This is a genomic window from Castellaniella sp. WN (genome assembly GCF_054457555.1).
The window spans coordinates 730,427-754,438 of the sequence record NZ_JBTKZC010000002.1; the positions used below are offsets into that span (position 1 = coordinate 730,427).

Sequence of the window (24,012 nt, forward strand, 5' to 3'; positions counted from 1 at the left end):
AGACTGTGCGGACATGGAAAAAGACCATTCTATTAGGTGTGGCCTCGACGGGGATCGGATGAAAGCGCATACCCTGCTGCTCGTCGGCGGCGACCTGTGCGCACGCGCGGCGGACGCGCTGGACCCGGAGTCCTGGATCCGCATCGGCCTGCGGCGGCGGGCCATGGACGCCCGGCCCGGCGACCGGATCCGCTGGCTGAGGGCCGACCTGGGCGATCCCGACGCCCTGGCCGAGACGCTGGCGGCCCCCTTCGCGCCCGGCGGCGGCGCCATCACCCACATCCTCTATGCTCCCGCACCCGCCGCACGCACGCCCGAAGCCTACGCCCTCACCTACCCCCTGGGCCTGCGAGCCCTGCTGAACGCCCTGCCCGATCCCGATCGGCTGAGGCGCTGCGTGCTGGTCGATTCCTCGGCCGTCTGGGGACCGGACGCGGCCGACGACGTGGTGGACGAGGACACCCCCCCTTCCCCGGCTGATTTCCGCGGCGCGGCGATGCTGGAGGCCGAGGCCCTGCTGCGCGCCCGGGTCCCCGGACGCGGCGTCGCCCTGCGCCTGTCGGGCCTGTACGGCCCCGGGCGGCTGCGCCTGCCCGACGGCCTGCGCGCCGGGCGGATCGCCGCGCCGGACGGTCCAGGCCACTGGGCCAACCGGATCCACGTAGACGACGCGGCCCTGGCCTGCGCCCACCTGCTGACCCTGGCCGATCCCCTGCCCTGCTACATCGGCACCGACGACCATCCGATGCCCACGGCGGAACTGTACGACGCGCTGGCGCGGCTGGCGGGCGGGCCGCCGCCCGCCCGCGAAAGCCGCCCCCCCGACGGCAAACGCCTGTCGAACGCTCGGCTGCGGGCCAGCGGCTGGACGCCCGCCTGGCCCGACATGCTCGACGGCTACGCGGCCTGCCTCGCCGGGACATCCACGCGCCGATCCTGAATGCGGCTGGCCGCCCCCTTCCCTCCTTGAACCGCCCCGGTCCGCCGCGTACACTGCCTCCCATGACGCACACGCCCCCTCTCCTCGAACTGAGCACCACCCTGAGCCTGCGCAGCGGCGACCAGAGCTGGGGCACGGAACGGCGCATGGCGCTGCTGGCCGCCATCGGAACCGAAGGCTCGATCAGCGCGGCGGCGCGCAAGGTCGGACTGAGCTACAAAGCAGCCTGGGACGCGGTGGACATGATGAACAGCCTGTCCGGCGACCTGCTGGTCGAACGCGTCACCGGCGGCAAACGCGGCGGCGGCGCGCATCTGACCGTCCGGGCGCGCGAACTCGTCGCCTGGTACCAGGCGGCCCAGGCGGAGCACCAGCGCTTCATGGAAGCCCTGGCGCGCTTCGGCCCCGATGGCACCCGGCACCTGGACCTGCTGCACAGCATGGCGCTGCAGACCTCGGCGCGCAACCGCTACGAGGGCGTCATCGGCGCCATCGAATCCGGCCGCATCAACGACCGCATCCGGCTGGACCTGGACGAGGGCGTGTCGCTGACCGCCACGCTGACCCACGCCAGCACCGAACGGCTGGGCCTGGCCGAGGGCCGGCGCGCGCTGGCCTTCCTGAAGGCCCAGGCGGTCCGCATCCAGCCGCAGGAAGCCGGCGACCCGCACGCCGACCTCGAAGGACGGAACCGCTGGACCGGCCGCATCGGCCACCGCGCGGACGACGGCACCTTGACGGAAATCAGCCTGGACATCGGCCCGAGAGTGCGCATCACGGGGCTGGCCGATCCGGATGCCCCAGGCGGCGGCCTCGTCCCCGGCGCCACGGCCGTGGCCTGTTTCCAGGCCGCCGACGTGCTGATCGGCACGTCGGACTGAACGAAACCGCTTCGCGTCACCCGCGGCATCGAAGCCGTCCTGAACCGGACGGTCCGCCGCGTCGCAAACGCTCGCGACACGACAGCAATGGCCATCGCCGCGATTTACGCCTTGCATCCCATCCCGGGCCACAGCGCCCGTCTACCGCCCGACCCGTTCAGAGGATCCCTGGATTTCCCCGTGGGCGATGTGGAAGACCTCGTCGGCCAGGGCCTGAACGTCGGCCTGATCGTGCGTGATCAGCACCGTCGGGATGTCGATGTCGCGCTGCAATTGCGCGAGTTCTTCCCGCATCCGCACCCGCAGGCCGGCGTCCAGGGCCGATAGGGGTTCGTCCAGCAGCAGCAGCCCCGGGGCCGTGGACAACGCCCGCGCCAGGGCCACGCGCTGGCGCTGGCCGCCGGACAATTCAGCGGGATAGCGGTCCAGCAGCGCGGCCAGGCCGAAGGCCCTCACCCAGCGCAGCGCCCGTTCCGGCAGATCGCGACGTCCATGCAGGTTCAGCCACCCTTGCCGCAGGCCGAAGCCGATGTTCTGGCGCACCGTCAGGTGGGGAAACAGTGCATAGTCCTGGAACAGATAGGCCAGCCGCCGGCCGCGCGGCGGCACGTCCACGCCCGCCTCGGCGTCGAACAGGACCCGGCCGGCGACCTCGATGCGGCCCCGGTCGGGACGCAGCAACCCGGCAATGGCCTGCATCGTCAGGCTCTTGCCCGAGCCCGACGGCCCGAACAGAGCCACGCGCCGGGCGTCGGTGCGCCAGCGAGGCCGCAGCAGGAAGCCATCGTCGCCGCCGACCCGGCATTCGATATCGACCGACAGGCTCATGACGCGCTCCGGCGCCCGGGCTGCCGGCCGCGCCCGCCGGGCACCAGCCAGGACGCCAGGCACAGGATCGCGACGCAGGTCGCCGACGTGACCAGCACCAGGACATTGGCCGTGTCGTCGTTGCCGGCCTGGACCGCCTCGTAGATGGCGATCGACAGAGTCTGCGTGCGGCCCGGGATGTTGCCAGCCACCATCAGCGTGGCGCCGAATTCCCCCAGGGCGCGCGCGAACGCCAGCAAGACCCCGGCCAGAATGCCGCGCATCGCCAGCGGCAGGCTGACGCGGAAGAACACGGCGGCGGGCGACACTCCCAGCACGGCGGCGGCCTGCTCCAGGCGGTGATCCACGTCCAGGAAGGCCGCACGGGCGGCCTTCAGCACCATCGGGAACGCCACCACGGCGGCGGCCAACACCGCGCCCTGCCAGGTGAAGACCAGTTCGATCCCGTGCGACTGCAGCCATTCGCCCAGCCAGCCGCGCCGGCCGAACAGCACCAGCAGGTAATAGCCGGTCACCGTGGGCGGCAGCACCATGGGCAGGGTCAGGAACGCGTCGACCACGTCGCACCAGCGCGAGGACCAGCGCGACAATCCCCAGGCCACGGCGATCCCGCCGACCGTCGCCAGCACGGTCGCCCAGCCGGCGACCTTCAGCGACAGCAGCAGCGGAACCCAGATGCCGCTCATCGGATCAGGGCTTGGCGAACCCGTAGCGCGACAGCACGGCCTGGCCGTCGGCCGACAGTACGAACTTCAGGAAGCCGGCGGCCTCCGGCGCGCGGCCGTCTCGTTGCACCAGGGCGATCGGGTAGACCACCGGGGTGGGCGTCTCGACCGCCTGGACGACTTTGACCTTGTTCTTCATGATCGCGGCGTCGGTGGCGAAAACGAAGCCGGCGTCGACCTCGCCGCGTTCCACATAGCTGAGCACCTGGCGCACGTTCTCACCCAGGATCTCATGCGCCTTGACCGTATCCCAGGCACCGGCCTTTTCCAGGGCGGCCTGGGTGTAGCGGCCCACCGGCACGGAGGCCGGATTGCCCAGTGCGATGCGCGTCACGCCCGGTTTTTTCAGGTCGGCCAGCGAAACGATCCCGTGGGGATTGTCGGCCGGCACCACCAGCACGACCTCGTTGCGCACGAAATTCACCCGGGTCGAGGGATCCACGGCCTTGGCGGCCTCGGCCTTGTCCATGGCCTTCTGGTCGGCCGAGGCGAACACGTCGGCCGGGGCGCCTTCGGTGATCTGGCGCAGCACCACATCCGAGGCGCCGAAGGTCGTCAATACCTTCGTGCCGGGATGGGCGGCTTCGTACTGCGTCGCCAGTTCCTTGAACGCGTTGGTCAGGCTGGCGGCCGCCGACACCAGAACTTCGCCGGCGACGGCCGGCATCACCACGCAGGTCAGGGCGCACGCGGCCACCCAGGTACGAATCTTCATGCAGGACTCCTTGGTCTCGATTTTGGTTCCGGTCTACGTTCCGGCCACGGACCGCCCGGTTACATGGATGGTCCCGGCGGACAAGACGCCTATCGTAATATATATAGATATATTCCGCCATTCCGCCCGCATGATGATTGATATTGGACAATCAGGGGAACGCGGCCAGGGCGCGGCGACCCGCCCCCCGTCCGGGCGAGTAGAATTCAGGCATGCCCACGACGGACGCCCCAGAGGATAGGGCGCAGCCCTCTCCCTTCCCGACGATCGACACCTTCCTGGACGCCCTGTGGCTGGAGGACGGCTTGGCGGACAATACCCTGGCCGCTTATCGGCGCGACCTGTGCGCCTTCGGCGACTGGCTGCGCGCCGAGCACGGCCGCCCGCCCGAATCCGCGCTGCGGGAAGACATCCAGGCCTGGCTGGCGGCCCAGCATCGGCAGACCAAGGCCAGCACGGCCAACCGCCGCCTGGCCTCCCTGCGGCGCTTCTTTCTGTGGGCGCTGCGGCGCGGCCTGTGCGTCGAGGATCCCTGCCTGGGTCTGCGCAGTGCCCGCCAGCCCGCCCGCTTCCCCAAGACCCTGTCCGAGGCCCAGGTCGAGGCCCTGCTGGCCGCGCCGGAAGTCGGCTCCACGCTCGGCCTGCGCGACCGCGCCATGCTGGAGACCCTGTACGCCACCGGCCTGCGGGTCAGCGAACTGGTCGGCCTGGGCGTCCAGGACCTGAGCCTGAGCGACGGCGTGGTGCGCGTCGTCATGGGCAAGGGCGGCAAGGACCGGCTGGTCCCCCTGGGCGCCGAGGCTCTGCACTGGATCGAGCGCCACCTGCGCGAAAGCCGGCCCGCCATCCTGGGCGCGCGCCCCTGCGACGCCCTGTTCGTCACCTCCCGGGGGGCCGCCATGACGCGCCAGGCCTTCTGGCTGCTGATCCGCAAATACGCCCTGCAGGCCGACATCCGCGTACCCCTGTCGCCCCACGTCCTGCGCCACGCCTTCGCCACCCACTTGCTGAACCACGGTGCCGACCTGCGCGTCGTGCAGATGCTGCTGGGCCACGCGGACATCTCCACCACCCAGATCTACACCCACGTCGCCCGCGAACGGCTCAAGACCCTGCACGCGCAGCACCATCCGCGCGCGTAAGGGGCGTGGCACTCGCAAGGATCCTCCCATGTCCAAGACCAGGCACACCTCCGAGACCCCCGCCACCCACTGGCTGCGACAGCAGAAGATTCCCTTCGGCGAGCATCCCTACGATTACGTCGATCACGGCGGCGCGCGCGAAGCCGCGCACCAACTGGGCGTGCCCCTGCATCAGGTCGCCAAGACCCTGATCATGGAAGACGAACAGGCCCGGCCGTTGGTCGTGCTCATGCACGGCGACTGCGAAGTCTCCACCAAGAACCTGGCCCGCCAGACCGGAGCCAAGAAGATCGCGCCCTGTTCGCCCGATACGGCGCAGCGCCATTCGGGCTACCAGGTAGGCGGCACTTCGCCCTTCGCCACGCGCAAGCGCATGCCCGTCTGGGTCGAGGCCGGCCTGCTGGACTACGACACGGTGTACCTGAACGGCGGACGGCGGGGTTATCTGATCAGCGTGGCGTCAAGCGTACTGACCGGGGCGCTGGACGGCAAGCCCGTGTCGGTGGCGCTGGGGGATGAAGAATAAACTGGCGCCTCCGGCAGGAATCGAACCTGCAATCTTCCCTTAGGAGGGGAAAGTTATATCCATTTAACTACAGAGGCGCGGCGCCGAAGCAATGAGAGACACGGTCGCCCGGAAAGACGACCGCGCTGGCGCAAGCTGGCGATTATAGTCTACGCCCCGGCCGCCAGGTCCACCACCGCGCCGATCTCGCGGGCGGTTTCCTGGACGGCCGCCAGGAGGCGGCGGGCGCCCGGACTGTCGACCTGGGCGGCCAGCAGATTGCCCGACACACGGATGTGCTCGGGCCGGATTTCATGCAGGTACAGCAGCGCCTCGGGCTGCTCGGCGAAGCGCCGCAACCCCAGGCGTACACCATGTTCGCGCAACATCGAGGCGAACGCCACCACCTGCGCGCGATGCGCCACCAACCCGTAGGAATCCAGATCGATCAGCAGACGGGCGCTCTGGTCGGGCATCTCGGCGAGCAGGCCGGCGACTTCACCACGGAATTCCTCATGCAGGATCGAAGCCAGCGACACGCGCAGCATCAGATCCCCCCGATGCGCGCGCAGCCAGCCCAGCCCCAGACCGACGGCCTGGACATCGCAGGCCGCTGACAACCCCAGGCGCACGGCCGGGGGCATGAACAAATAGCCCGACAGCGGTTCCGAAGCGCCGGGCTCGTGCAAAGTCAACAAGCCCTGCACGCGGTCCTCGGAGGTCGCGGACGGATCGCGCTGAGTCGCCAGGGCGAACCAGCCCTCGTCCAGAGCATTGCGCAGCAACGCGCGCCAGGCCTGCTCGCCGCCGCCCCGGCCGCCCGTCACGCTGCGCAAGTCCTCGCCCGGCAAGTATTCCACGTCCGTATGGCCGGCGCTTTCGGCACGCATCAGAGCCTCGTCCAGGCGCGACAGCACGTCGCTGAGCCCCTCGCCGGGCTCGAAATCCGTCAGGACCATGCGCCAGCGGCACAGATCCGCCTGACCCAGCTGGATGCGCTGAGCCTGCAGGATCTCGCCCACGGCCTGCGCCACGCGCACCGCCACCGGGCCGGGCATCATCGGCAGGATGAAGGCGAAATCCGACCCGTTCAGGCGCGCCAGCCAGGCCTGCGGCCCGAGCCTTTCGCGCAGTACCTCCAGCACCAGTTGCCCCACATTGCGCAGCCACCGGTCCACTACCTGGCGGCTCAAGGTCTGGTTGATCGACTGCAGGTCGCACTGGCGGAACAGCATCACATGGCCGTCCTCGCCCTGGTCGGGTGTGGATTGCTCCAGCAGCCGGCGCAGTTCATTGATGAAATACTTGCGGTTGGCCAGGCCCGTCACCGCGTCCTGGTTCAGTTCGAGTTCCAGCGATTCGATGCGCGACTGATGCTCCGCCGCCGTCGCCCTCACCCGCTCGTGCGTGCGCGTGATGATCTGGGCGACCTCGCGCAATTCCACCATCGCGGGATGGCGCACCGGCGGCAGGTCATCCCCCGAGGAAGACTGCGCCATGGCCTGGACCCGTGCCGTCACGTCGTCCTGCAACGCCCGGCGCAGCCAGCGCATCAGCATGACCACGAACAGCCCCCAGAGGATGCCGGCACCCACCGTCAGCGTCACGATCCGCGCGGTGCTGGCCCACAGCGCATTGCGCGCATAGGCGTCGCTCGCCTGCAACCGCACTACGCCCAGTTGGGTCCAGCCATTGGTCACCTGGCGCTGGGCCTCGTGCCGTTCCAGGGGCAGCAGGTGGCTGAACCAGTCCGGCGCGGTGACCCGGTCATCGCGGCCATCCTCGATCTCGCGGCGGATCAGGATCCGGCCCGCGGGATCCAGGAATTCCACCACCTGGAACTGGCCGCTGTCGAACAGCACGGAAATCAGCAGTTCCCGCACCGTCGGATCCTGATTGGACGGCTGCGACAGCGTCAAAGCCAGGGACGTCGCGGTGGAATCGCTCTGCCCCTGGAGCTGGGCGTCCAGATACTGGCGCGCCGAGCCGATACTGAAAATGGTCGCCCCGGCCAGGATCACCAGAATCGCCAGGGTCACGCTCAACAGCAATTGTCTCAACAGGGACATGACATTCCTTTCATTCCATCACGGCTGGAAACCTTCGGCCCGCATGCGGGACAGCAGATCCCGCCAACGCCCGATGCCTTCCACCGAAGACCGCTTCCCACCGGGCATGTACACCCCCTGGGCATTGAAACTGAACACCGGCGTCAGATCCGGCCGATTGTGCGCGGGCTGGATCCGGTCCACCAGGCTGTCGAGCACCAGGGGCTCGGCCTGGGGCTGCGGATAATAGCCCAGTACCATATGGGCGATGCTCTGGCTGCCGACCTGGGCGCGCACATAGACGAAGCGCAGCTTTTCGGGCGCCACCCCCAGGTACAGCAGAGAAAAATACTTGCCGATCACGTAGTCTTCGCAATCCCCGGAACCCTTGGCCAGGGACTGCAGCGGCGTGGCCCAGTAATCCACCTGGCCCCAGATGGAGATGTCTTCCCCGCCGATCAGGGCGTTGTTCCAGAAGTCGTTGACCATGCGGAGCTTTTCCTGCTCGTCCAAGCCTCCGGCCTGAGCCAGCGCGACCTGCCAGGACTCCACCGCGCGGCCGGCCTTGGCCCCGTAATGCTGCCGGGCATAGGACGCCAGCGCCCCGGGATCGAACGTGATCGCCGGCGCCGGCCCCCAGGCCAGCGCCAGGCACAGGGCCAGAGCCGTCAGCCCACGCGACAGGGCCCGGACCCTGGCAGCGGTCGGCTGGCAATAGGGCATGCACGGATTTTGATACAAATAGAGACGTCAGGAAAGAGGCGACGCAATATTTCCACGATCTTTGTGTGGATGCTACTTGCCCCATGGGGGTCTTGCCATTGGCGCCGAAGACAGTAGGCCATGACATCCGCCTGGCCACAACCCATCCGTAATGAGAACAGATCGAACTCGACCGAACCAGGCCTGAGGTAGAGTGTCCTGCCGGACACCCCATGTAAAACGCCCGCGCGCCAGGGATGGCTGGAGCGCGGGCGAAGGGCCTGCGGAAACGAGGACTCAGCTGTGATCGACCTTCAGCTTGCCATCGTTGATCAAGCCCTGGATCAGCGCCGCCTGATCTCCGCCATGACCCGCCGTCAGATCGACGTTGTCGATGACGATCTGCTGATCATGGCCATTGGCTACATCTCCATCCGTGCTGACGTTGATGATGGTCTTGCCCGCATCCACGCCGGTGCCGCCGCTGATATGGAGGTACTGCGTCAGATCGTTGGCATCCGTATGGCCGCTCAGCAGATCGCTGAGGTCGAGGGTATCCTTGCCCAGCGCACCGCCGCTCGTCACCCCGAAGTCCGTGACGTGATCCACCGCGGCCGGTTGTCCGGCCGCAGCCTGGTCGCCCAGCTTCCACACGAACACGTCGTCGCCCGCGCCGCCGGTCAGGGTGTCGTTGCCGGCGCCGCCATGCAGGTGATCGTTGCCGGCACCACCCACCAGGGTATCGGAACCCTGGCCGCCGAACAGCGCATCGTTGCCATTCGTGCCGTGCAGGGCATTGGCCTGGGCCGACGAATTATCGATCGACACGTCGAAGTTCGTCGATGCCTGATCCGAAGTGCCATCCGTCACGGTCGCGCCCAGATGCAGGGTCAGGCTGTCCTGGTCGACGACATGGATGACGTCATGGGTGTCGGTATGCCATTTCACCTGGATCTGCTCATCCACCGAGAACTGGCTCTCCGTATCACCGGCGCCGATGACGATATGGTCGATATCCCTGCCGCCCGACGCCTGGATCGTGACGGCATGGGTCCCGTCGTCGCTGTTCGAGCCCTGGGACCGGGATCGCCATGCCGCCGTCACATCCACATCCTCGTGCGAACCATCGGTATAGAACACGGTGATGTGAGCCGTATCCTCGTCACCCCTGGACTGGCTGTTCTTGCCATCCGCCTGTCGGTCCCCGAACTGGTTCAGAGTCAGGGCCACCTCGGTGATATGCCGGCCATCGGCCGCATTGGCGCTGAAATCCAGCACCAGCTTCTCGCCAAAGCTGCCATCCGACCGGCTGTTGTTGTTACCGGGGCCATAGGTATTGTTCTGGATGTACTGATCATCCGAGCTGGAACTGCTCCAGCTCGTATTATCGACGCTGATGCCCCGGTTCGAGCTGTCGTTCACCACGACATTCGCGGCCGCATCGCTGCCATCCTTGACGCCATTGACGCCGCCCTTGTCGAGGAAGGCCGACAGCGTCAGTTTGACGCCGCCTTCGGTGCCGATGATGCTCGCCTGGCTGTTGGAGTCGGCAAAATCGAAATTAGCGGTTCCGCTTGCCCCAGGGACCGTCGTGATGTACGAGGCAACCGGATCCAGCGTCCCGGTCATGTGCACGGAATAGGTGCCGTCCGCGGCCGAGCCGGAGACCTCGAATACCGAATGCCACGAACCGCCCGACTGATACCCGGCGGACAGCGTGCCATCCGGATTGGCCTTGAAGCTCAATTCGTGCCCACCCGAAGTCAGGGTGATCGACTGCGGCGAGCCATCCACCATGGCGCTGGCGATCACGGGCGAACCATCCAGGTCGGCCTTGTCGGCACCGGTGATGGCGATCGTGGCGCCGGACACGTCCTTGCCCACGTCGATGCCGGTATCCGCCGTGGTCACCAGGCCGGCCTCATTGGCCAGCAGGGTATTGTCCGCCACATGATCGACCGTCGGGACCGTCGGGATGTTCTTGTAGCCGCTCAGGTCGATCGTGATATGCCCGACCTGGGAATCGCCATCGGCGTCCGTGACCGTGTAGTTGTAGGTCAGGCTCTTGTCGCCGATCTGGAAGTTGTCCCGTGCGGCCCGGCTCATCTCGAACACGTAATGCCCATCGGCTCCCACCGTCAGCGTACCGTACTGATTGGTGATGACCGTCGATCCGCCGGCTCCCGCGACTCCGCCTTCCCAAACCACCGCACCGGCGCCATCTGCGCCATACTGCCATGTCGTGATGCCGGAGTTCTGATCGAACAGATCGCCCTCGACCCGAGGCAGCGCGTCCGTGGAGGAAATCGTGGCATACAGATCGAACGAATTCGCCTGATTCTCCTTCGTGTTGATCGTCGAGACCAGGTTCCCATTCGCATCCCGGAAACCTCGGATATCCAGTACGTAGGTCCTGTCCCCGACCGTGAAGGTCTGCGTCGCAGTGGAATTCGAGATGCTGACTATGTCGTCGCTACTGCCATTCCAGCCGTCACCCGGTTGATTCGGCGTCTCCGTATGCTTCAGCTTGATCGTGTGCTGGACGATGTGCTCGACCCCATCGATCGTCACATGGATGGAGACCTGCAGATCGACCGAGGTCAGTGAATTGCCCGAAACCGGGAAATTATTGTGGGTGAACGTCCCCAGCTTGAACGTCGTGTCCAGGAGATTGGAATCCGCTCCACGAAGTCCCTCGTTGTCCACGAACGCATAGCCAGAGCCCTGGCTGGAACTCCCCCAGACGATCCGGTCGATTCCGGGATCGCTATCGTTGTTGATCGTCTGGGTCAGAGACCCATTGTTCTCGAGCTTCCAGTTCGCAAAGCCGGACTCCAGGCCACCCACGCTGATGACGCTGACGGGAATACCCAGGTCGCTATCGGCATTGGGATTGTTGGCCGGGCTGTCGTCCTCGACATTGACAGTCAGGGTGGACGTTCCCGTGGCCCCATGGGAATCGGTGACCTTGACACCGACATCAAAGGACTTCACATCCTCGGAGGTCGTATCCGCATGCTTGATCGGCTGGAGCAGGTTGACATGATATTCCCCACCATTATCAATGGTGATCGTCATCACGGTCGATCCGCCCGCCGTTCCCGTCAGGGTATGGCCATTATCCGTCAAGGTCCAATGCACTGACTGGCCGCCGGACATGAAGGTGCCATCGGCAGGTTTCACCAGGCTGACGGAGAATCCGGACGTATCGTCCGCATCGGCAATGGTCAGGGTGCCAGTTGCCGTTGTGCTATTTGAAGAGTCGCCAGGATTGCCCACGCCATCCGGAATGCCGTGAGCGAGACCCTCTTCGGAGACAGTCGCCACGCCGCTGGTGATCGTGGGGGTGGCATTTACTTCGCTCACGACGACGGACAGCGTCTTGGAGGCGATGTCACCATCCGCATCCGTCACGGCAAACACGAATTTATCCGTTCCACCCGCATGCGGCCTGGCCGTGTACACGTAGCTGCCGTCGGCGGCAATCTCCAGCGTTCCGTACTGGCCCACGATGGTGTTCACCGCGCCATGCGTCAGCGCCGTCTCCACGCCGTTGACCGTCACCGTCGCGCTGACCCCGGCACCATCGTCCGCGCCAAAGTCGAACCCGAAGGTCCCGGCCGCCGTCGCCGCCGTCGCCTCGCCAGAGCTCACCGCCAGGTCGCCGCCCAGCGTCACCGCCGGGATGTCGTCCACGATGTCCACCTTCACCTGCACATCGAAGGTGTTGCCGTGCGCGTCCTGAACCTTCACCGTCACCACATCGGCGTCATTGGCGGTGTTCGCGCCATTGTTCCCGCCCGTGTGGGCGATAGGCCCGTTGAGCGTGTAGACCCACTGCCCCCCGACCTGCGACACCGTCCCGTGATCGCCCTGCGTCACCACGTTGACCAGCGTAAAGCCGGACGGCAGCACGATCGGCGCCGTCTCGCTCGCGTCCGCGCTGTCGCCCAGACCATGCTCATCGACCTGCACATCGGACACCGTGCCAGGCTGCTGCGGCTGCGCAATCGTCACGCTCAACGTGTCCTCGGCCACGTCGCCGTCGGCATCGGTCACCGTGAACTTGAAACTGTCGGTCTGGCCGCCCGTGTCGGCATTGGCCGTGTACACGTAGCTGCCGTCGGCGGCAATCTCCAGCGTTCCGTACTGGCCCACGATGGTGTTCACCGCGCCATGCGTCAGCGCCGTCTCCACGCCGTTGACCGTCACCGTCGCGCTGACCCCGGCACCATCGTCCGCGCCAAAGTCGAACCCGAAGGTCCCGGCCGCCGTCGCCGCCGTCGCCTCCCCAGAGTTCACCGCTAGGTCGCCGCCCAGCGTCACCGCCGGGATGTCGTCCACGATGTCCACCTTCACCTGCACATCGAAGGTGTTGCCGTGCGCGTCCTGAACCTTCACCGTCACCACATCGGCGTCATTGGCGGTGTTCGCGCCATTGTTCCCGCCCGTGTGGGCGATAGGCCCGTTGAGCGTGTAGACCCACTGCCCCCCGACCTGCGACACCGTCCCGTGATCGCCCTGCGTCACCACGTTGACCAGCGTAAAGCCGGACGGCAGCACGATCGGCGCCGTCTCGCTCGCGTCCGCGCTGTCGCCCAGACCATGCTCATCGACCTGCACATCGGACACCGTGCCAGGCTGCTGCGGCTGCGCAATCGTCACGCTCAACGTGTCCTCGGCCACGTCGCCGTCGGCATCGGTCACCGTGAACTTGAAACTGTCGGTCTGGCCGCCCGTGTCGGCATTGGCCGTGTACACGTAGCTGCCGTCGGCGGCAATCTCCAGCGTTCCGTACTGGCCCACGATGGTGTTCACCGCGCCGTGCGTCAGCGCCGTCTCCACGCCGTTGACCGTCACCGTCGCGCTGACCCCGGCACCATCGTCCGCGCCAAAGTCGAACCCGAAGGTCCCGGCCGCCGTCGCCGCCGTCGCCTCGCCAGAGCTCACCGCCAGGTCGCCGCCCAGCGTCACCGCCGGGATGTCGTCCACGATGTCCACCTTCACCTGCACATCGAAGGTGTTGCCGTGCGCGTCCTGAACCTTCACCGTCACCACATCGGCGTCATTGGCGGTGTTCGCGCCATTGTTCCCGCCCGTGTGGGCGATAGGCCCGTTGAGCGTGTAGACCCACTGCCCCCCGACCTGCGACACCGTCCCGTGATCGCCCTGCGTCACCACGTTGACCAGCGTAAAGCCGGACGGCAGCACGATCGGCGCCGTCTCGCTCGCGTCCGCGCTGTCGCCCAGACCATGCTCATCGACCTGCACATCGGACACCGTGCCAGGCTGCTGCGGCTGCGCAATCGTCACGCTCAACGTGTCCTCGGCCACGTCGCCGTCGGCATCGGTCACCGTGAACTTGAAACTGTCGGTCTGGCCGCCCGTGTCGGCATTGGCCGTGTACACGTAGCTGCCGTCGGCGGCAATCTCCAGCGTTCCGTACTGGCCCACGATGGTGTTCACCGCGCCGTGCGTCAGCGCCGTCTCCACGCCGTTGACCGTCACCGTCGCGCTGACCCCGGCACCATCGTCCGCGCCAAAGTCGAACCCGAAGGTCCCGGCCGCCGTCGCCGCCGTCGCCGCGCCCGAAACAACACTCAGACCGCCCCCCACGCTGACGCTGGGGATGCCGTCCTGGATCGTGACCGTCAGGTTGCCACTTGCGCTACCGCTGTGGCCATCGGATACCGTGACCGGCACGTCGAAGCCGAGCGCACCATCGGTGCCGGAGCCCTGGCTGCCGTGATCGACCGGTCCAAGCAGCGTGACCGTGTAGTGCTGGGTACCGTCGGAATCCAGGCCTCCCAAGGTGATCTTGACGATCTCCTTGCCGCCGGCCGTCCCGACCAGTTCGGTCCCCGCGCCGTTCAACACCCACGTGATGTCCTCGCCGCCGGACTTCAGGCCCGGGTCCTTGTCGCCCGACAGATCGCCCAGTTTGGTGACCAACGTGTCGCCCGCATCGGGATCGGTCGCCTTGAACGTACCCGACCAGGATGTTCCGGTATCCCCGGACAGATCGTTTTCAGCCACCAGGGCATTGCTGCCGCTCAGATCCAGGGCGGGCGCATGGTTGAGTTCCGGCAGGCCGATGGTGATCGTTCCGGCGGACGGATCGCCGTCGGCATCGGTCACTGTATAAGAGAACGGCAGGCTCTTCAGCGCCTGGCCGTCCGCGTCGGTCAGGGACTTGTACTCGAAGAATTCCCATTGTCCGGTCGCGGGCGACAGGATCAGCTGGAAGGCAAGCTTGCCATCGACCATGCCATTCATCACGGTGCCGTCGCCAGCCATCGAGATTACGACCGCCTGGCCGTCCGCATGGATGCCGCCGGCCGCCGGCGTATTCCACCGGGCGCCGCCGGCGCCGTCGGCGCCGTACTGATAGTCGAGCTGGCCCGTGCCGTAGGCCAGGGCCTGAGGCAATTCGGAACCGCCGAAGGTGATGCTCTTGACGGCGAAGTCGCTGTTATCGCTGAAATTGGTGTTGCCGTTGCTGGTCGCCCGGAACACCAGCGTATCGAAGCCGCCGAAGCTGTCGGCGTTGAAATCCTCCGCATAGTTGCCGGACCCGGCATCGGAATCGAAAGACTGCTGACCGACCTTGACGCCGCCCCGCCAGAACTCTACGACCCCGGATTCGAGTTCGCCGCCGAACATGACGGAGAATTCCACGTGGGCGCTGTAGGCGACCTTGCCGTCCTGCAGAGCGACGGTCAGGGTTTCGGAAGCGTTGCGGCCGTCCTCGAAGTTCCGGAAATCGACCTCGCCGGGCAGGACGTGATAGGGCTCGCCCGCGCTGATCACGCCCAGGCCGTTACCGGACTGCTGAACGCCCGCGTCGATCAGGGTGGAGTCCGTGGCCGAGGTGAAGCCCTTGGCCGTGACGACGATGGCACCGCCATTGAAGCTCAGCGCATTGCCGGAGGCATCCCCCGTGAAGTCCACGGTTCCGACATAGACGTCCGGAATGCCGGTCAGGTCCGCGGAACCCTGGGCGTCGGGCGTGCCGATGAACGGGCTGTCGTCCTCGACGCGCACGGTGATGGAGGAATCCACCACGCCGCCACGGCCGTCATCCACCGTGATCGGGATGTTCAGGTTGAGCACGTCCTCGGCCGCATCGGCTGTGATCGGATGATCAATGGCGCCTTTCAGCGTCACCGTGTAGTCATAATGCCCATCGGCGCTCGGCGTCAGGTCGATCTGGATGATTTCACGATAATCGTCCTGGCCGGGCGTACCGACATAGCCGGTCAGCGCATGGCCGCCGGCATCGGCGATCCACTGGATGTCCACGCCATGCGATTGCAGCGCGCCGGCATAGCCGGCGGGATGCGTCGGGCTGGCCGCCGTCACGCCCGTGCCCAGGGTCACGGTCGGCGTATCCCCATCCACGTCCGCGACGATGAACGAGCCCGATGCGGAAGGCGCGTCGGTCTGGTCGCCGCTGGGGACATCGTTCCCGTGGTCGGCGATGCCGTCGTCGTAGTTGCCGCCGGCCAGCGTCAGGCCTTCCTCGGAGACGACCACGTGACCGCCATCCTGGCCGAAGGTGATCGTCGGCGCGTCGTTGGTGCCCTGGATATGGATGGTCAGATTGGCTTCCGACGTGTCGCCGTCGTTGTCCGTCAGCGTGTATTTCAGGACGAAGTCCTTGACCTGGCCTTCGGCCAGCGCCTGCGTGGCCGGTTTGGAACTGTCCAGCACGAAGGTCCAGCCTCCGGCGGGACCCAGCACCAGGGTACCGTACTGCGACAGGTCGGCCTGCGCCGCCGCGTTGTCGCCGGCGTTCCAGGCGAAGCCGTGAACCACGTCCTTCTGACCGTCCGCGCCCCAGCCGGTATCGTTGGTCAGCACATTGCCCGCCAGGATCGCGGCCAGGCCATGCGCGTCCTCGGTCACCGTGCCGCCATCGTCGTTGGCCGCCAGGGGGCTGTCGTCCTGGATGTTCACGGTCAGGTTGCCCGTGGTCGTAGTGGACCCATCCGACACCAGAATCGGCACGCCCAGGTTCAGGGCGTCCTCGATGCTCGTATCGGGATGATCGATCGGCGCCAGCAGCTTCACGTCGTACGAATAGTTCCCGCCGCCGTTGTCGTGCAGGGAAACCTGGATCACGTCGGCCACCGGGATGAAATGCCCGAAGAGCATGATCCCGATCTGGCCCGTCAGCGTCTGGCCGTCGCCCGACACCGACCAGTGCACTTCCTGGCCGGCCGAGGTCAGGGCCTCGGACGGCGTACCCAGCTTCACCGTCAGCACATCGCCCGCGTCCACGTCGTGAACCGTGAAGGTGCCGCCGTCCTCGGCGCTGTCGGTCGTGTCCGTAGTGCCGGCGTCATCCGGGATGCCGGGGCCGTGCGGCGGCAGGATGCCGCCCTTCAACCCTTCTTCCGAGACCGCCGCGTTCGCGTCGGCGCCATCGTCGCCGCCAAAAGTGATCGTCGGCGCGTCGTTGGTGCCCTGGATATGGATGGTCAGATTGGCTTCCGACGTGTCGCCGTCGTTGTCCGTCAGCGTGTATTTCAGGACGAAGTCCTTGACCTGGCCTTCGGCCAGCGCCTGCGTGGCCGGTTTGGAACTGTCCAGCACGAAGGTCCAGCCCCCGGCGGGACCCAGCACCAGGGTACCGTACTGCGACAGGTCGGCCTGCGCCGCCGCGTTGTCGCCGGCGTTCCAGGCAAAGCCGTGAACCACGTCCTTCGGGCCGTCCGCGCCCCAGCCGGTATCGTTCAGGAGCACGTTGCCCCCCAGGACCGCGGCGGCGCCGGGCGCGTCCTCGGTCACCGTGCCGCCATCGTCGTTGGCCGCCAGGGGGCTGTCGTCCTGGATGTTCACGGTCAGGTTGCCCGTGGTCGTGGTGGACCCATCCGACACCAGAATCGGCACGCCCAGGTTCAGGGCGTCCTCGATGCTCGTATCGGGATGATCGATCGGCGCCAGCAGCTTCACGTCGTACGAATAGTTCCCGCCGCCGTTGTCGTGCAGGGAAACCTGGATCACGTCGGCCACCGGGATGAAATGCCCGAAGAGCATGATCCCGATCTGGCCCGTCAGCGTCTGGCCATCGCCCGACACCGACCAGTGCACTTCCTGGCCGGCCGAGGTCAGGGCTTCGGACGGCGTACCCAGCTTCACCGTCAGCACATCGCCCGCGTCCACGTCGTGAACCGTGAAGGTGCCGCCGTCCTCGGCGCTGTCGGTCGTGTCCGTAGTGCCGGCGTCATCCGGGATGCCGGGGCCGTGCGGCGGCAGGATGCCGCCCTTCAACCCTTCTTCCGAGACCGCCGCGTTCGCGTCGGCGCCATTGTCGCCGCCAAAGATGATCGTCGGCGCGTCGTTGGTGCCGTTGACGGTGATCGTCAGCGTCGTCACCGAGGCATCGCCATCCTGGTCGGTCAGCGTATAGGTGAAGACTTCCGTGGGATGGGCATCCGCTCCCAGCGCCTGCACGTCGCCATGGCGCGGATCGCCCTCGCCCGCCAGCGTGTACGTATAGTTCCCGTCCGCGTCGATCGTCAGATCGCCATAGGCACCTTGCACGGTCACCGCGCCGCTTTCAGGCACGGGGGTGCCGGTCGCCGCGCCGGGCGCCTGGATCGCGGTGACGTGGGTGGGGTCCGCCGCCAGGGTATCCTGGCTATCGATCCCCACGCCCGTGATGACGTTGCCGGTGGCCTGCAGGACCGTATCTTCGGTCACCGCGGCCGTATCGGGCCGGGCGACGGGATCCGTGTCGGTAATGGCCGCGACAATTTCGCTGGCGACGGAACGGCCCAGGCTGTCGATCACGGTGACGCCGATGGAATCGGGCAGGTATTGTCCGATGGACGGATCCGTGGCCGCGCCGGTGTGATCCTGCCAGCCATCGGACACGTAATGGTAAGTGACGGTGCCGGTCGCCGGATCGTAGCCAGTCAGGGTCAGGACGCCTCGGTCGGTATCGATGACGATGGGGGAGCCGGGCGTCGCGGCGGCGAGTTCGGCCAGGGTAACGGTCAGGGACGCGGCCGGGGGGGCGGCGTTGCCGCCCGCCACGCCGGTTTCGCCTGCGAAGTTGAACACCAGGGCGGCCAGGCCGGCCGGGGCGGAGAAGGTGAAGGTGCCCCCGACCCCCGTGGTCGTGTCGGCCTCGCTGATGTCGAAGGTGCCCGGCCGCACGACGGGACCGCCGCCGTCTCCGCCCGGGTTGTCGTTGCCGTCGGGAATGTTCAGCGAAGGCGCCGCCGGGAGTTCATCGCCCGCCGTGGCGGCGACGCCGCCCAGTTGCACGAATTCCGGCGTCTCCACGCCCGGGCGCGGATAGGCCAGGGCCAGAGGAGAAGTGGCCTCGACCACGCTGGACAGGCGGGTGAAACTGGCCCCGCCGCCACCGCCGCCGGTCAGCACCGCGGCGGTCGGGTCCAGGATGGCGAACGGATCCTGGCCCGCGTCCAACGCGGCCAGCACCTGGTCGACCACGGGGTCGGCCGGCGGCGCCACGGCATTGTCGGCTGGCTGCGGCTGCGCCGCGGCCAGGTCTTCGGTGATCAGCATGTCGGTGTTCTGGCCGACGATCACCGGCGGCACGCCGGTGGCCTGCAGGGTTACGCTGGCGCCCTCGTCCGTCATGATGTGCGCATCGACGGGCACGCGCATGCCCTCGCGCAGCGCGACCATCGTGCCGTCGGATGCGCGCATCCAGGCCTTGCCGGTGACGTGGGTGATGAGGACTGTATCGGTGGCCATGAGGGATCCCCTGTCATGAAATCGGTGGTGCCGGCCGATGCGCGGAATGCGCTTTGGCGGCGATCATGTGCCGGGATGCTACGCGTGTGGCCGCGATCTTCGTATTGGCGGAAAAGACAATAAGGGGCGGGGATTGCTCAGGGGAAGTGCGGATTCATCCCGATAAGAAAGCCGAATTCCGCATCGATATGACGACGAATGCCACCGAAACCAACGGAATCATGCGCCCCATCGCCAAGGCCACCTCATGCCGGATCGGGGCGGCCTGACGGCCAATGCCCCTCACACGTCCATGTCCCGCGAGGCCCCCTGTGTCGCGGTCTGGTCGATTCCGTGCACCCGCAGGGCCAGCATCAAACGATCGGTAACGCCCATTTTTTCGAAAATGGCGGAGATGTGCGCACGCACGGTGCGCTCGGTGATGCCCAGGCTGTCGGCGATGGACTGGTTGGAATGGCCCAGTGCCACATAACGGGCCACGTCGCGTTCGCGCACCGTCAGGTCGCGCGCCCAGTCCTGGTTGGGCTCGGGCGCGGCCTGCCCGATCTGGCTGAGCATGCGCGACAGCATGCCCTTGCCCACCCAGATTTCGCCGCCCATGACATGGCGCAGGACGCGATCCAGGCCGGTGACCGGCATGTAGGCGTGCACGTAGCCGACAGCCCCCGCGACCAGGGCGCGCTGGCCTTCAGGGTCGCCGGGATGGGTGCTGGCGACGACCACCTGCAGCCCTGCCGGCACGTCGGGCACGTCCGCCCCGGCCTTGGGCAGCAGGCGGGCGTCCATGACGACCAGAACGCCGCGCCGCCCCCAGGGGGCCAGATCGGCCAGGCGGTGGCCTCGTGCGGGCGCCCAATCCATCCCGTCCAGCCCGGACCAATGGCGGTACAGGGCATCATCGGCGGTCAGCAGCAGAACCGGTATCGTCATTGCGAGTCCTTTCAACGTTCGCGGAAGGCGTTGGAATGCGCGCGCAGAACGGGCTTGAGCAAATACTGCATCAATGTGCGCTTGCCCGTCAGGATGTGGACTTCGGCCATCATCCCCGGAATGATGGGGCGCTCGTCGCTGCCAACGTAGGCAGTTTCCGTGCGGACCTTCACGATGTAATAGGAATTTCCCTTTTCGTCGGTGATGGAGTCGGCGCCGATTTCCTCGACATGGCCCTGCAGGCCGCCGTAGATGGAAAAATCGTAGGCCGTGAACTTGACCTCGGCCTTCTGGCCGGGATACAGGAAGCCGATATCGCGCGGATTGATGCGCACTTCGAGCAGCAGGGTATCGTCCGACGGGACGATTTCCATGATGTCCTTGCCGGGCTGCACCACGCCGCCCACCGTATTGGCCGTCAGGGTCTTGACGGTGCCGTTGACCGGGGAACGGATGTTGGACAGGGTGACGCGGTCGGCCAGGGCGACCTGGCTTTCCAGCAGGGCGGACAGCTTGGCACGCGCGTCGGACAGGTCGGTGCGCGCCTGGTTGCGGAAAGTGACCTCGGTTTCCTTGAGCTTGGCCTCGGCTTCCTGGATGGAGGCCCGGATCTTGTCGATCTGGGCGGCGGCGGCTTTCTGCTCGCCGCAGAAACGCGCCACGTCGCGCTGCAGGCGCAGCAGGTCCACCTGCGACACGGCACCGCTGGAAAGCAGCGGTTTGGTCATGGAGTATTCGCGCGAGGCCAGGCCGCAACTGGTGGCCGCCTGGTCGCGGTTGGCGATGGTGGAGCGCAATTCCTGCTGGCGCTGGTTCAGCTGCTCGCGAGCGACTTCCAGGTTGGCCTGCAGTTCGCGGGTGCGGGCCAGCCAGACGTTGCGTTCCTGCTCGGCCAGGGCGGGTGCCTGGGCCTGGACGTCTTCGGGCGCCTGGTAGGGCGTGTCGTTGGCGATGGCTTCCAGGCGGGCGATCTTGGCCTTCAGGGCCAGGGCCTCGGCGCGGTTTTCTCCCAGGGACGAGGAATAGCGCGTGGGGTCGATGCGCAGCAGGACCTGCTCCTTGACGACCTTGTCGCCCGGGCGCACCAGGATCTGCTGGACGACACCGCCATCCAGGCTCTGGATGACCTGGACCTGGCGCGAGGGCACGACCTTGCCTTCGCCACGCACGACCTCGTCGATATTGGCGGTGGAGGCCCAGGCGATCAGGACACCCACCGTGAGCAGCGACATCCAGATCAGCAGACGCGAACCGCGCGTGCGCTGCTGGCTGAGCGTCCAGACGGCGTCGCCGATCATGTCGCCGCGCCCGCCCTGATGCTTGGGAGCGAAAGAACGCCGCAGACCGGCGAGGAAATCTGGCAGCATCCCCATCATCCGCTCCTGCGCGCGCCGCCGATGCGGCCCTGGCGCAAGGCCTCGACGACCTGCGCCTTGGGACCATCGGCGACGAGGCGGCCGTGGTCGATGACCATCAGGCGGTCGACCAGTTCCAGCAAGGATGTGCGGTGCGTGACCAGAATGAGGGTCTTGTCCTGGCTGGCGGCCCGCAGGCGCGTCTTGAGCTGGGATTCGCTCTGGTGGTCCATATTGCTGCTGGGCTCGTCCAGCAGCAGGATCTGGGGATCGTTGACCAGGGCGCGCGCGATGGCGATCGACTGCCGTTGCCCGCCGGACAGGGAATCGCCACGCTCGCCGACGATCATGTCGTAGCCCTCGGGGTGGCCGGCGGCGAATTCATCCACGCCCGCCAGGGTGGCGGCGGCCAGGACGTCCTCGTCCGTGGCGAAGGGCGAGGCGATGGTCAGGTTGTGCTTGAGCGTGCCGTAGAACAGCACCGGATCCTGGGGGACATAGCCGACGGCGCGCCTGACGTCGGCCGGATCGATCTGGTTGAGATCGATGCCGTCGATCAGGACGGCGCCCGAAGTGGGCGCATAGAGCTTCAGGATGAGTTTTTCCAGGGTGGTCTTGCCCGAGCCGATGCGGCCGATGATGCCGACCTTTTCGCCGGGCTGGATGCGGAAGCTGATGTTGTCCAGCGCCGCGACCGAGCTGTTCGGGTAGGCGAAGGTGACGCCCTGGAACTCGATGCCGCCCTTCAGGACGGGCCGCGGCATGAAAGAGCGGTCGGCCGGGCGCTCGACCGGCATGCCCATGTAATTGTCGATGGACTTCAGGGACGCCTTGGCGTTGTGGTACTGCATCATCAGGCCCACGACCTGGCCCAGTGGCGCGAGACAGCGCCCCGAAATCATGGAAGCGGCGATGATGCCGCCCATGGTCATGCCTTCCTGGACCAGATAGACGCCGATGACCACGACGGAAATATTGACCAGCTGCTGGCAGGTCTGCACGAAGCTGACGGTGACGGAGGACGTGAGCTTGATGTGCGCCCCCAGCTCGGCCAGCCAGCGGGTGGACTCTTCCCACATGCGCTGGGCATGGCTCTGGGCGTTCAGCGCCTTGACGGTTTCCATGCCGTTCAGGGCCTCGATCAGGCCGGCGTTGCGCTGCGCCCCGGCCTGGAAGGATTCGAGGGTCATCTTTTCGACCCGGGCCAGGGAAAACAGCGACACGGCCAGGATCACGACGATGGCCACCAGCGGGGGCAGCACCATCCACGGCGAGATCCAGGCCAGCACGGCCAGGAACAGCAGCACGAAAGGCAGGTCAACCAGCGTGGTCAGGCTGGCGGAGGCGATGAAGTCGCGCACGGACTCGAACGAGCGCAGGTTCGAGGCAAAGGATCCCACGGAGACCGGCCGGCTTTCCATGCGCAGGTCCAGGACCTGCTCCATGATGCGCGAGGACAGTTCCACGTCCACCCGCTTGCTGGCGATGTCCACGACATAGGCGCGGATGGCGGTCAGCACCAGGTTGAACACCATGGCCAGGGCGATGCCGATGGTGAGCGCCCAAAGTGTCTCGACCGCGCTGTTTGGGATCACCCGGTCGTAGATGTTCATCGTGTACAGCGGCATGACCAGCGCGAAGATGTTGATCAGCACGGCGGCCGCCACGGCATCGCGGTAGAACTTCCAGTTGCCCAGCATCGCGGCCCAGAACCAGTGGCCGCTCCGCGCCCGCATGTGGGCGTCCTCGGTGCGGTCCTCGGTGCGGTAGCGCGGCTGCACGAAACAGGCCAGGCCGGAATACTCGGCCTCCAGTTCGGCGCGCGGGACCTCGACGGGTTCGGCCGCCTCGGGGTAGTGGACCAGGTAATGGTCGCGGCGTTCCTGGATCAGCACGCAGGCGCGCTGGTTCTTCAGGAAAAGAATGGCCGGCATGACGCTGCGCGACCAGTCGCCCAGGGCGCGGCGCACGATCCGGGCGCCACACTGGGCGCGACCGGCGGCGCGGCCCAGCAGGGACGGCGTCAGGCGCTGGTCCACCAGGGGCAGGCCCGAGGACAGCTGCTGGGCGGTGCACGGCCGGCCCAGCAGCCGCGTGACCAGGACCAGGCTGGCCAGCAACGGATCGTCATGCAGTTGGTACGGTGTGGCGCCCGGCAATTCCGGTGCCGGCGCGGCACCGGCGAGGTTGGCGGCTTCGGGTTGGGCAGCCATGGCGGCAGCGGCCTCAGAGGATGGCATCGTCGTCGGAGATCAGATTCAGGGCGCCCTGCAGGCGCTGGCGCGTGCGCTTGCGTTCGGCCAGCTTTTCCAGAGCCTGGGGCGGCAGATCGGTCAGGCGCAGGGAGCCGTTGGCGATCAATGCGTCGATCAGGTCTTCCAGGACGCGGATGAATCCGGCGTCGAGTTCGGAAAGATCCTGTTTGAAACGTTCCTGATCAGAGGCCATCGGCATTCCCTCAAGCTGCGGGGAAAGCCGGAGTGCCGCGGCAGCGGCGGGTCTCCGGG

The 24,012-nt window shown here is 66.9% G+C and carries 15 protein-coding genes and 1 tRNA gene; 5 read left to right on the plus strand and 11 right to left on the minus strand.

The features are described from left to right. Positions 1-58: 58 nt before the first annotated feature. Complete coding sequence (locus ACTPOE_RS17430) at positions 59-940, plus strand: Rossmann-fold NAD(P)-binding domain-containing protein (RefSeq protein WP_458873470.1); 882 nt, start codon at positions 59-61, stop codon at positions 938-940. Positions 941-1,002: 62 nt separating this feature from the next. Beyond that, positions 1,003-1,821, plus strand: coding sequence for a TOBE domain-containing protein (locus ACTPOE_RS17435; RefSeq protein WP_458873471.1), 819 nt, complete (start codon positions 1,003-1,005; stop codon positions 1,819-1,821). A 141-nt stretch (positions 1,822-1,962) separates the two neighbouring features. Here ACTPOE_RS17435 and ACTPOE_RS17440 read toward each other — a convergent pair whose 3' ends face one another. The 3 genes from ACTPOE_RS17440 to modA are packed head-to-tail and all read right to left on the minus strand — an operon-like array spanning position 1,963 to position 4,089. Then, entirely contained in the window at positions 1,963-2,649 is a 687-nt protein-coding gene (locus ACTPOE_RS17440) for an ABC transporter ATP-binding protein (RefSeq protein WP_458873472.1), read from the minus strand. Continuing rightward, a complete protein-coding gene (gene modB, locus ACTPOE_RS17445; protein WP_458873473.1) occupies positions 2,646-3,335 on the minus strand; it encodes a molybdate ABC transporter permease subunit in 690 nt (229 codons plus the stop codon). The genes ACTPOE_RS17440 and modB overlap by 4 nt, the downstream gene beginning before the upstream one ends. Positions 3,336-3,339: 4 nt before the next feature. After that, positions 3,340-4,089, minus strand: coding sequence for a molybdate ABC transporter substrate-binding protein (modA, locus tag ACTPOE_RS17450; protein ID WP_458873474.1), 750 nt, complete (start codon positions 4,087-4,089; stop codon positions 3,340-3,342). A 212-nt stretch (positions 4,090-4,301) separates the two neighbouring features. Here modA and xerD point away from each other — a divergent pair, with 212 nt between their 5' ends. Both xerD and ACTPOE_RS17460 read left to right on the plus strand, forming a co-directional pair. Further along, positions 4,302-5,231, plus strand: a complete 930-nt coding sequence (gene xerD, locus ACTPOE_RS17455) for a site-specific tyrosine recombinase XerD (RefSeq protein WP_458873476.1) — start codon at positions 4,302-4,304, stop codon at positions 5,229-5,231. Between the two features lie 28 nt (positions 5,232-5,259). After that, complete coding sequence (locus ACTPOE_RS17460; protein WP_458873477.1) at positions 5,260-5,757, plus strand: aminoacyl-tRNA deacylase; 498 nt, start codon at positions 5,260-5,262, stop codon at positions 5,755-5,757. A gap of 2 nt (positions 5,758-5,759) precedes the next feature. Here ACTPOE_RS17460 and ACTPOE_RS17465 read toward each other — a convergent pair. From ACTPOE_RS17465 to ACTPOE_RS17480, 4 genes are all read right to left on the minus strand, one after another. Then, a tRNA-Arg gene (locus ACTPOE_RS17465) sits at positions 5,760-5,834 on the minus strand. Positions 5,835-5,906: 72 nt separating this feature from the next. Next, positions 5,907-7,805 carry a LapD/MoxY N-terminal periplasmic domain-containing protein gene (locus ACTPOE_RS17470; protein ID WP_458873478.1) on the minus strand — a complete coding sequence of 633 codons (1,899 nt, stop codon included), beginning with the start codon at positions 7,803-7,805 and terminating at the stop codon, positions 5,907-5,909. Positions 7,806-7,823: 18 nt separating this feature from the next. Further along, on the minus strand, positions 7,824-8,507 hold the full coding sequence (locus ACTPOE_RS17475) for a transglutaminase-like cysteine peptidase (RefSeq protein ID WP_458873479.1): 684 nt from the start codon (positions 8,505-8,507) through the stop codon (positions 7,824-7,826). A 276-nt stretch (positions 8,508-8,783) separates the two neighbouring features. Further along, the gene (locus tag ACTPOE_RS17480; protein WP_458873480.1) at positions 8,784-19,220 is read right to left on the minus strand and encodes a retention module-containing protein; all 10,437 of its coding nucleotides are present in this window, start codon (positions 19,218-19,220) and stop codon (positions 8,784-8,786) included. 53 nt (positions 19,221-19,273) lie between these two features. Here ACTPOE_RS17480 and ACTPOE_RS17485 point away from each other — a divergent pair, with 53 nt between their 5' ends. Further along, complete coding sequence (locus tag ACTPOE_RS17485) at positions 19,274-19,489, plus strand: hypothetical protein (RefSeq protein ID WP_458873481.1); 216 nt, start codon at positions 19,274-19,276, stop codon at positions 19,487-19,489. A 13-nt stretch (positions 19,490-19,502) separates the two neighbouring features. Here ACTPOE_RS17485 and ACTPOE_RS17490 read toward each other — a convergent pair whose 3' ends face one another. The 4 genes from ACTPOE_RS17490 to ACTPOE_RS17505 are packed head-to-tail and all read right to left on the minus strand — an operon-like array spanning position 19,503 to position 23,953. After that, positions 19,503-20,150, minus strand: coding sequence for a helix-turn-helix transcriptional regulator (locus ACTPOE_RS17490; RefSeq protein WP_458873482.1), 648 nt, complete (start codon positions 20,148-20,150; stop codon positions 19,503-19,505). 11 nt (positions 20,151-20,161) lie between these two features. Next, positions 20,162-21,517 carry an HlyD family type I secretion periplasmic adaptor subunit gene (locus tag ACTPOE_RS17495; RefSeq protein ID WP_425545189.1) on the minus strand — a complete coding sequence of 452 codons (1,356 nt, stop codon included), beginning with the start codon at positions 21,515-21,517 and terminating at the stop codon, positions 20,162-20,164. 5 nt (positions 21,518-21,522) lie between these two features. After that, a complete protein-coding gene (locus tag ACTPOE_RS17500) occupies positions 21,523-23,718 on the minus strand; it encodes a type I secretion system permease/ATPase (protein WP_458873483.1) in 2,196 nt (731 codons plus the stop codon). A gap of 13 nt (positions 23,719-23,731) precedes the next feature. Then, the gene (locus tag ACTPOE_RS17505; protein WP_320348643.1) at positions 23,732-23,953 is read right to left on the minus strand and encodes a hypothetical protein; all 222 of its coding nucleotides are present in this window, start codon (positions 23,951-23,953) and stop codon (positions 23,732-23,734) included. Between the last annotated feature and the right edge of the window lie 59 nt (positions 23,954-24,012).

Coding starts and splice junctions, on each gene's coding strand:
- ACTPOE_RS17480 (WP_458873480.1), bottom strand. CDS start 19,220: ATGGCCACCGATACAGTCCTCATCACCCACGTCACCGGCAAGGCCTGG.
- ACTPOE_RS17435 (WP_458873471.1), top strand. CDS start 1,003: ATGACGCACACGCCCCCTCTCCTCGAACTGAGCACCACCCTGAGCCTG.
- modA (WP_458873474.1), bottom strand. CDS start 4,089: ATGAAGATTCGTACCTGGGTGGCCGCGTGCGCCCTGACCTGCGTGGTG.
- ACTPOE_RS17430 (WP_458873470.1), top strand. CDS start 59: ATGAAAGCGCATACCCTGCTGCTCGTCGGCGGCGACCTGTGCGCACGC.
- ACTPOE_RS17500 (WP_458873483.1), bottom strand. CDS start 23,718: ATGGCTGCCCAACCCGAAGCCGCCAACCTCGCCGGTGCCGCGCCGGCA.
- ACTPOE_RS17505 (WP_320348643.1), bottom strand. CDS start 23,953: ATGGCCTCTGATCAGGAACGTTTCAAACAGGATCTTTCCGAACTCGAC.
- ACTPOE_RS17475 (WP_458873479.1), bottom strand. CDS start 8,507: ATGCCCTATTGCCAGCCGACCGCTGCCAGGGTCCGGGCCCTGTCGCGT.
- ACTPOE_RS17490 (WP_458873482.1), bottom strand. CDS start 20,150: ATGACGATACCGGTTCTGCTGCTGACCGCCGATGATGCCCTGTACCGC.
- ACTPOE_RS17495 (WP_425545189.1), bottom strand. CDS start 21,517: ATGCTGCCAGATTTCCTCGCCGGTCTGCGGCGTTCTTTCGCTCCCAAG.
- modB (WP_458873473.1), bottom strand. CDS start 3,335: ATGAGCGGCATCTGGGTTCCGCTGCTGCTGTCGCTGAAGGTCGCCGGC.
- xerD (WP_458873476.1), top strand. CDS start 4,302: ATGCCCACGACGGACGCCCCAGAGGATAGGGCGCAGCCCTCTCCCTTC.
- ACTPOE_RS17470 (WP_458873478.1), bottom strand. CDS start 7,805: ATGTCCCTGTTGAGACAATTGCTGTTGAGCGTGACCCTGGCGATTCTG.
- ACTPOE_RS17440 (WP_458873472.1), bottom strand. CDS start 2,649: ATGAGCCTGTCGGTCGATATCGAATGCCGGGTCGGCGGCGACGATGGC.
- ACTPOE_RS17460 (WP_458873477.1), top strand. CDS start 5,260: ATGTCCAAGACCAGGCACACCTCCGAGACCCCCGCCACCCACTGGCTG.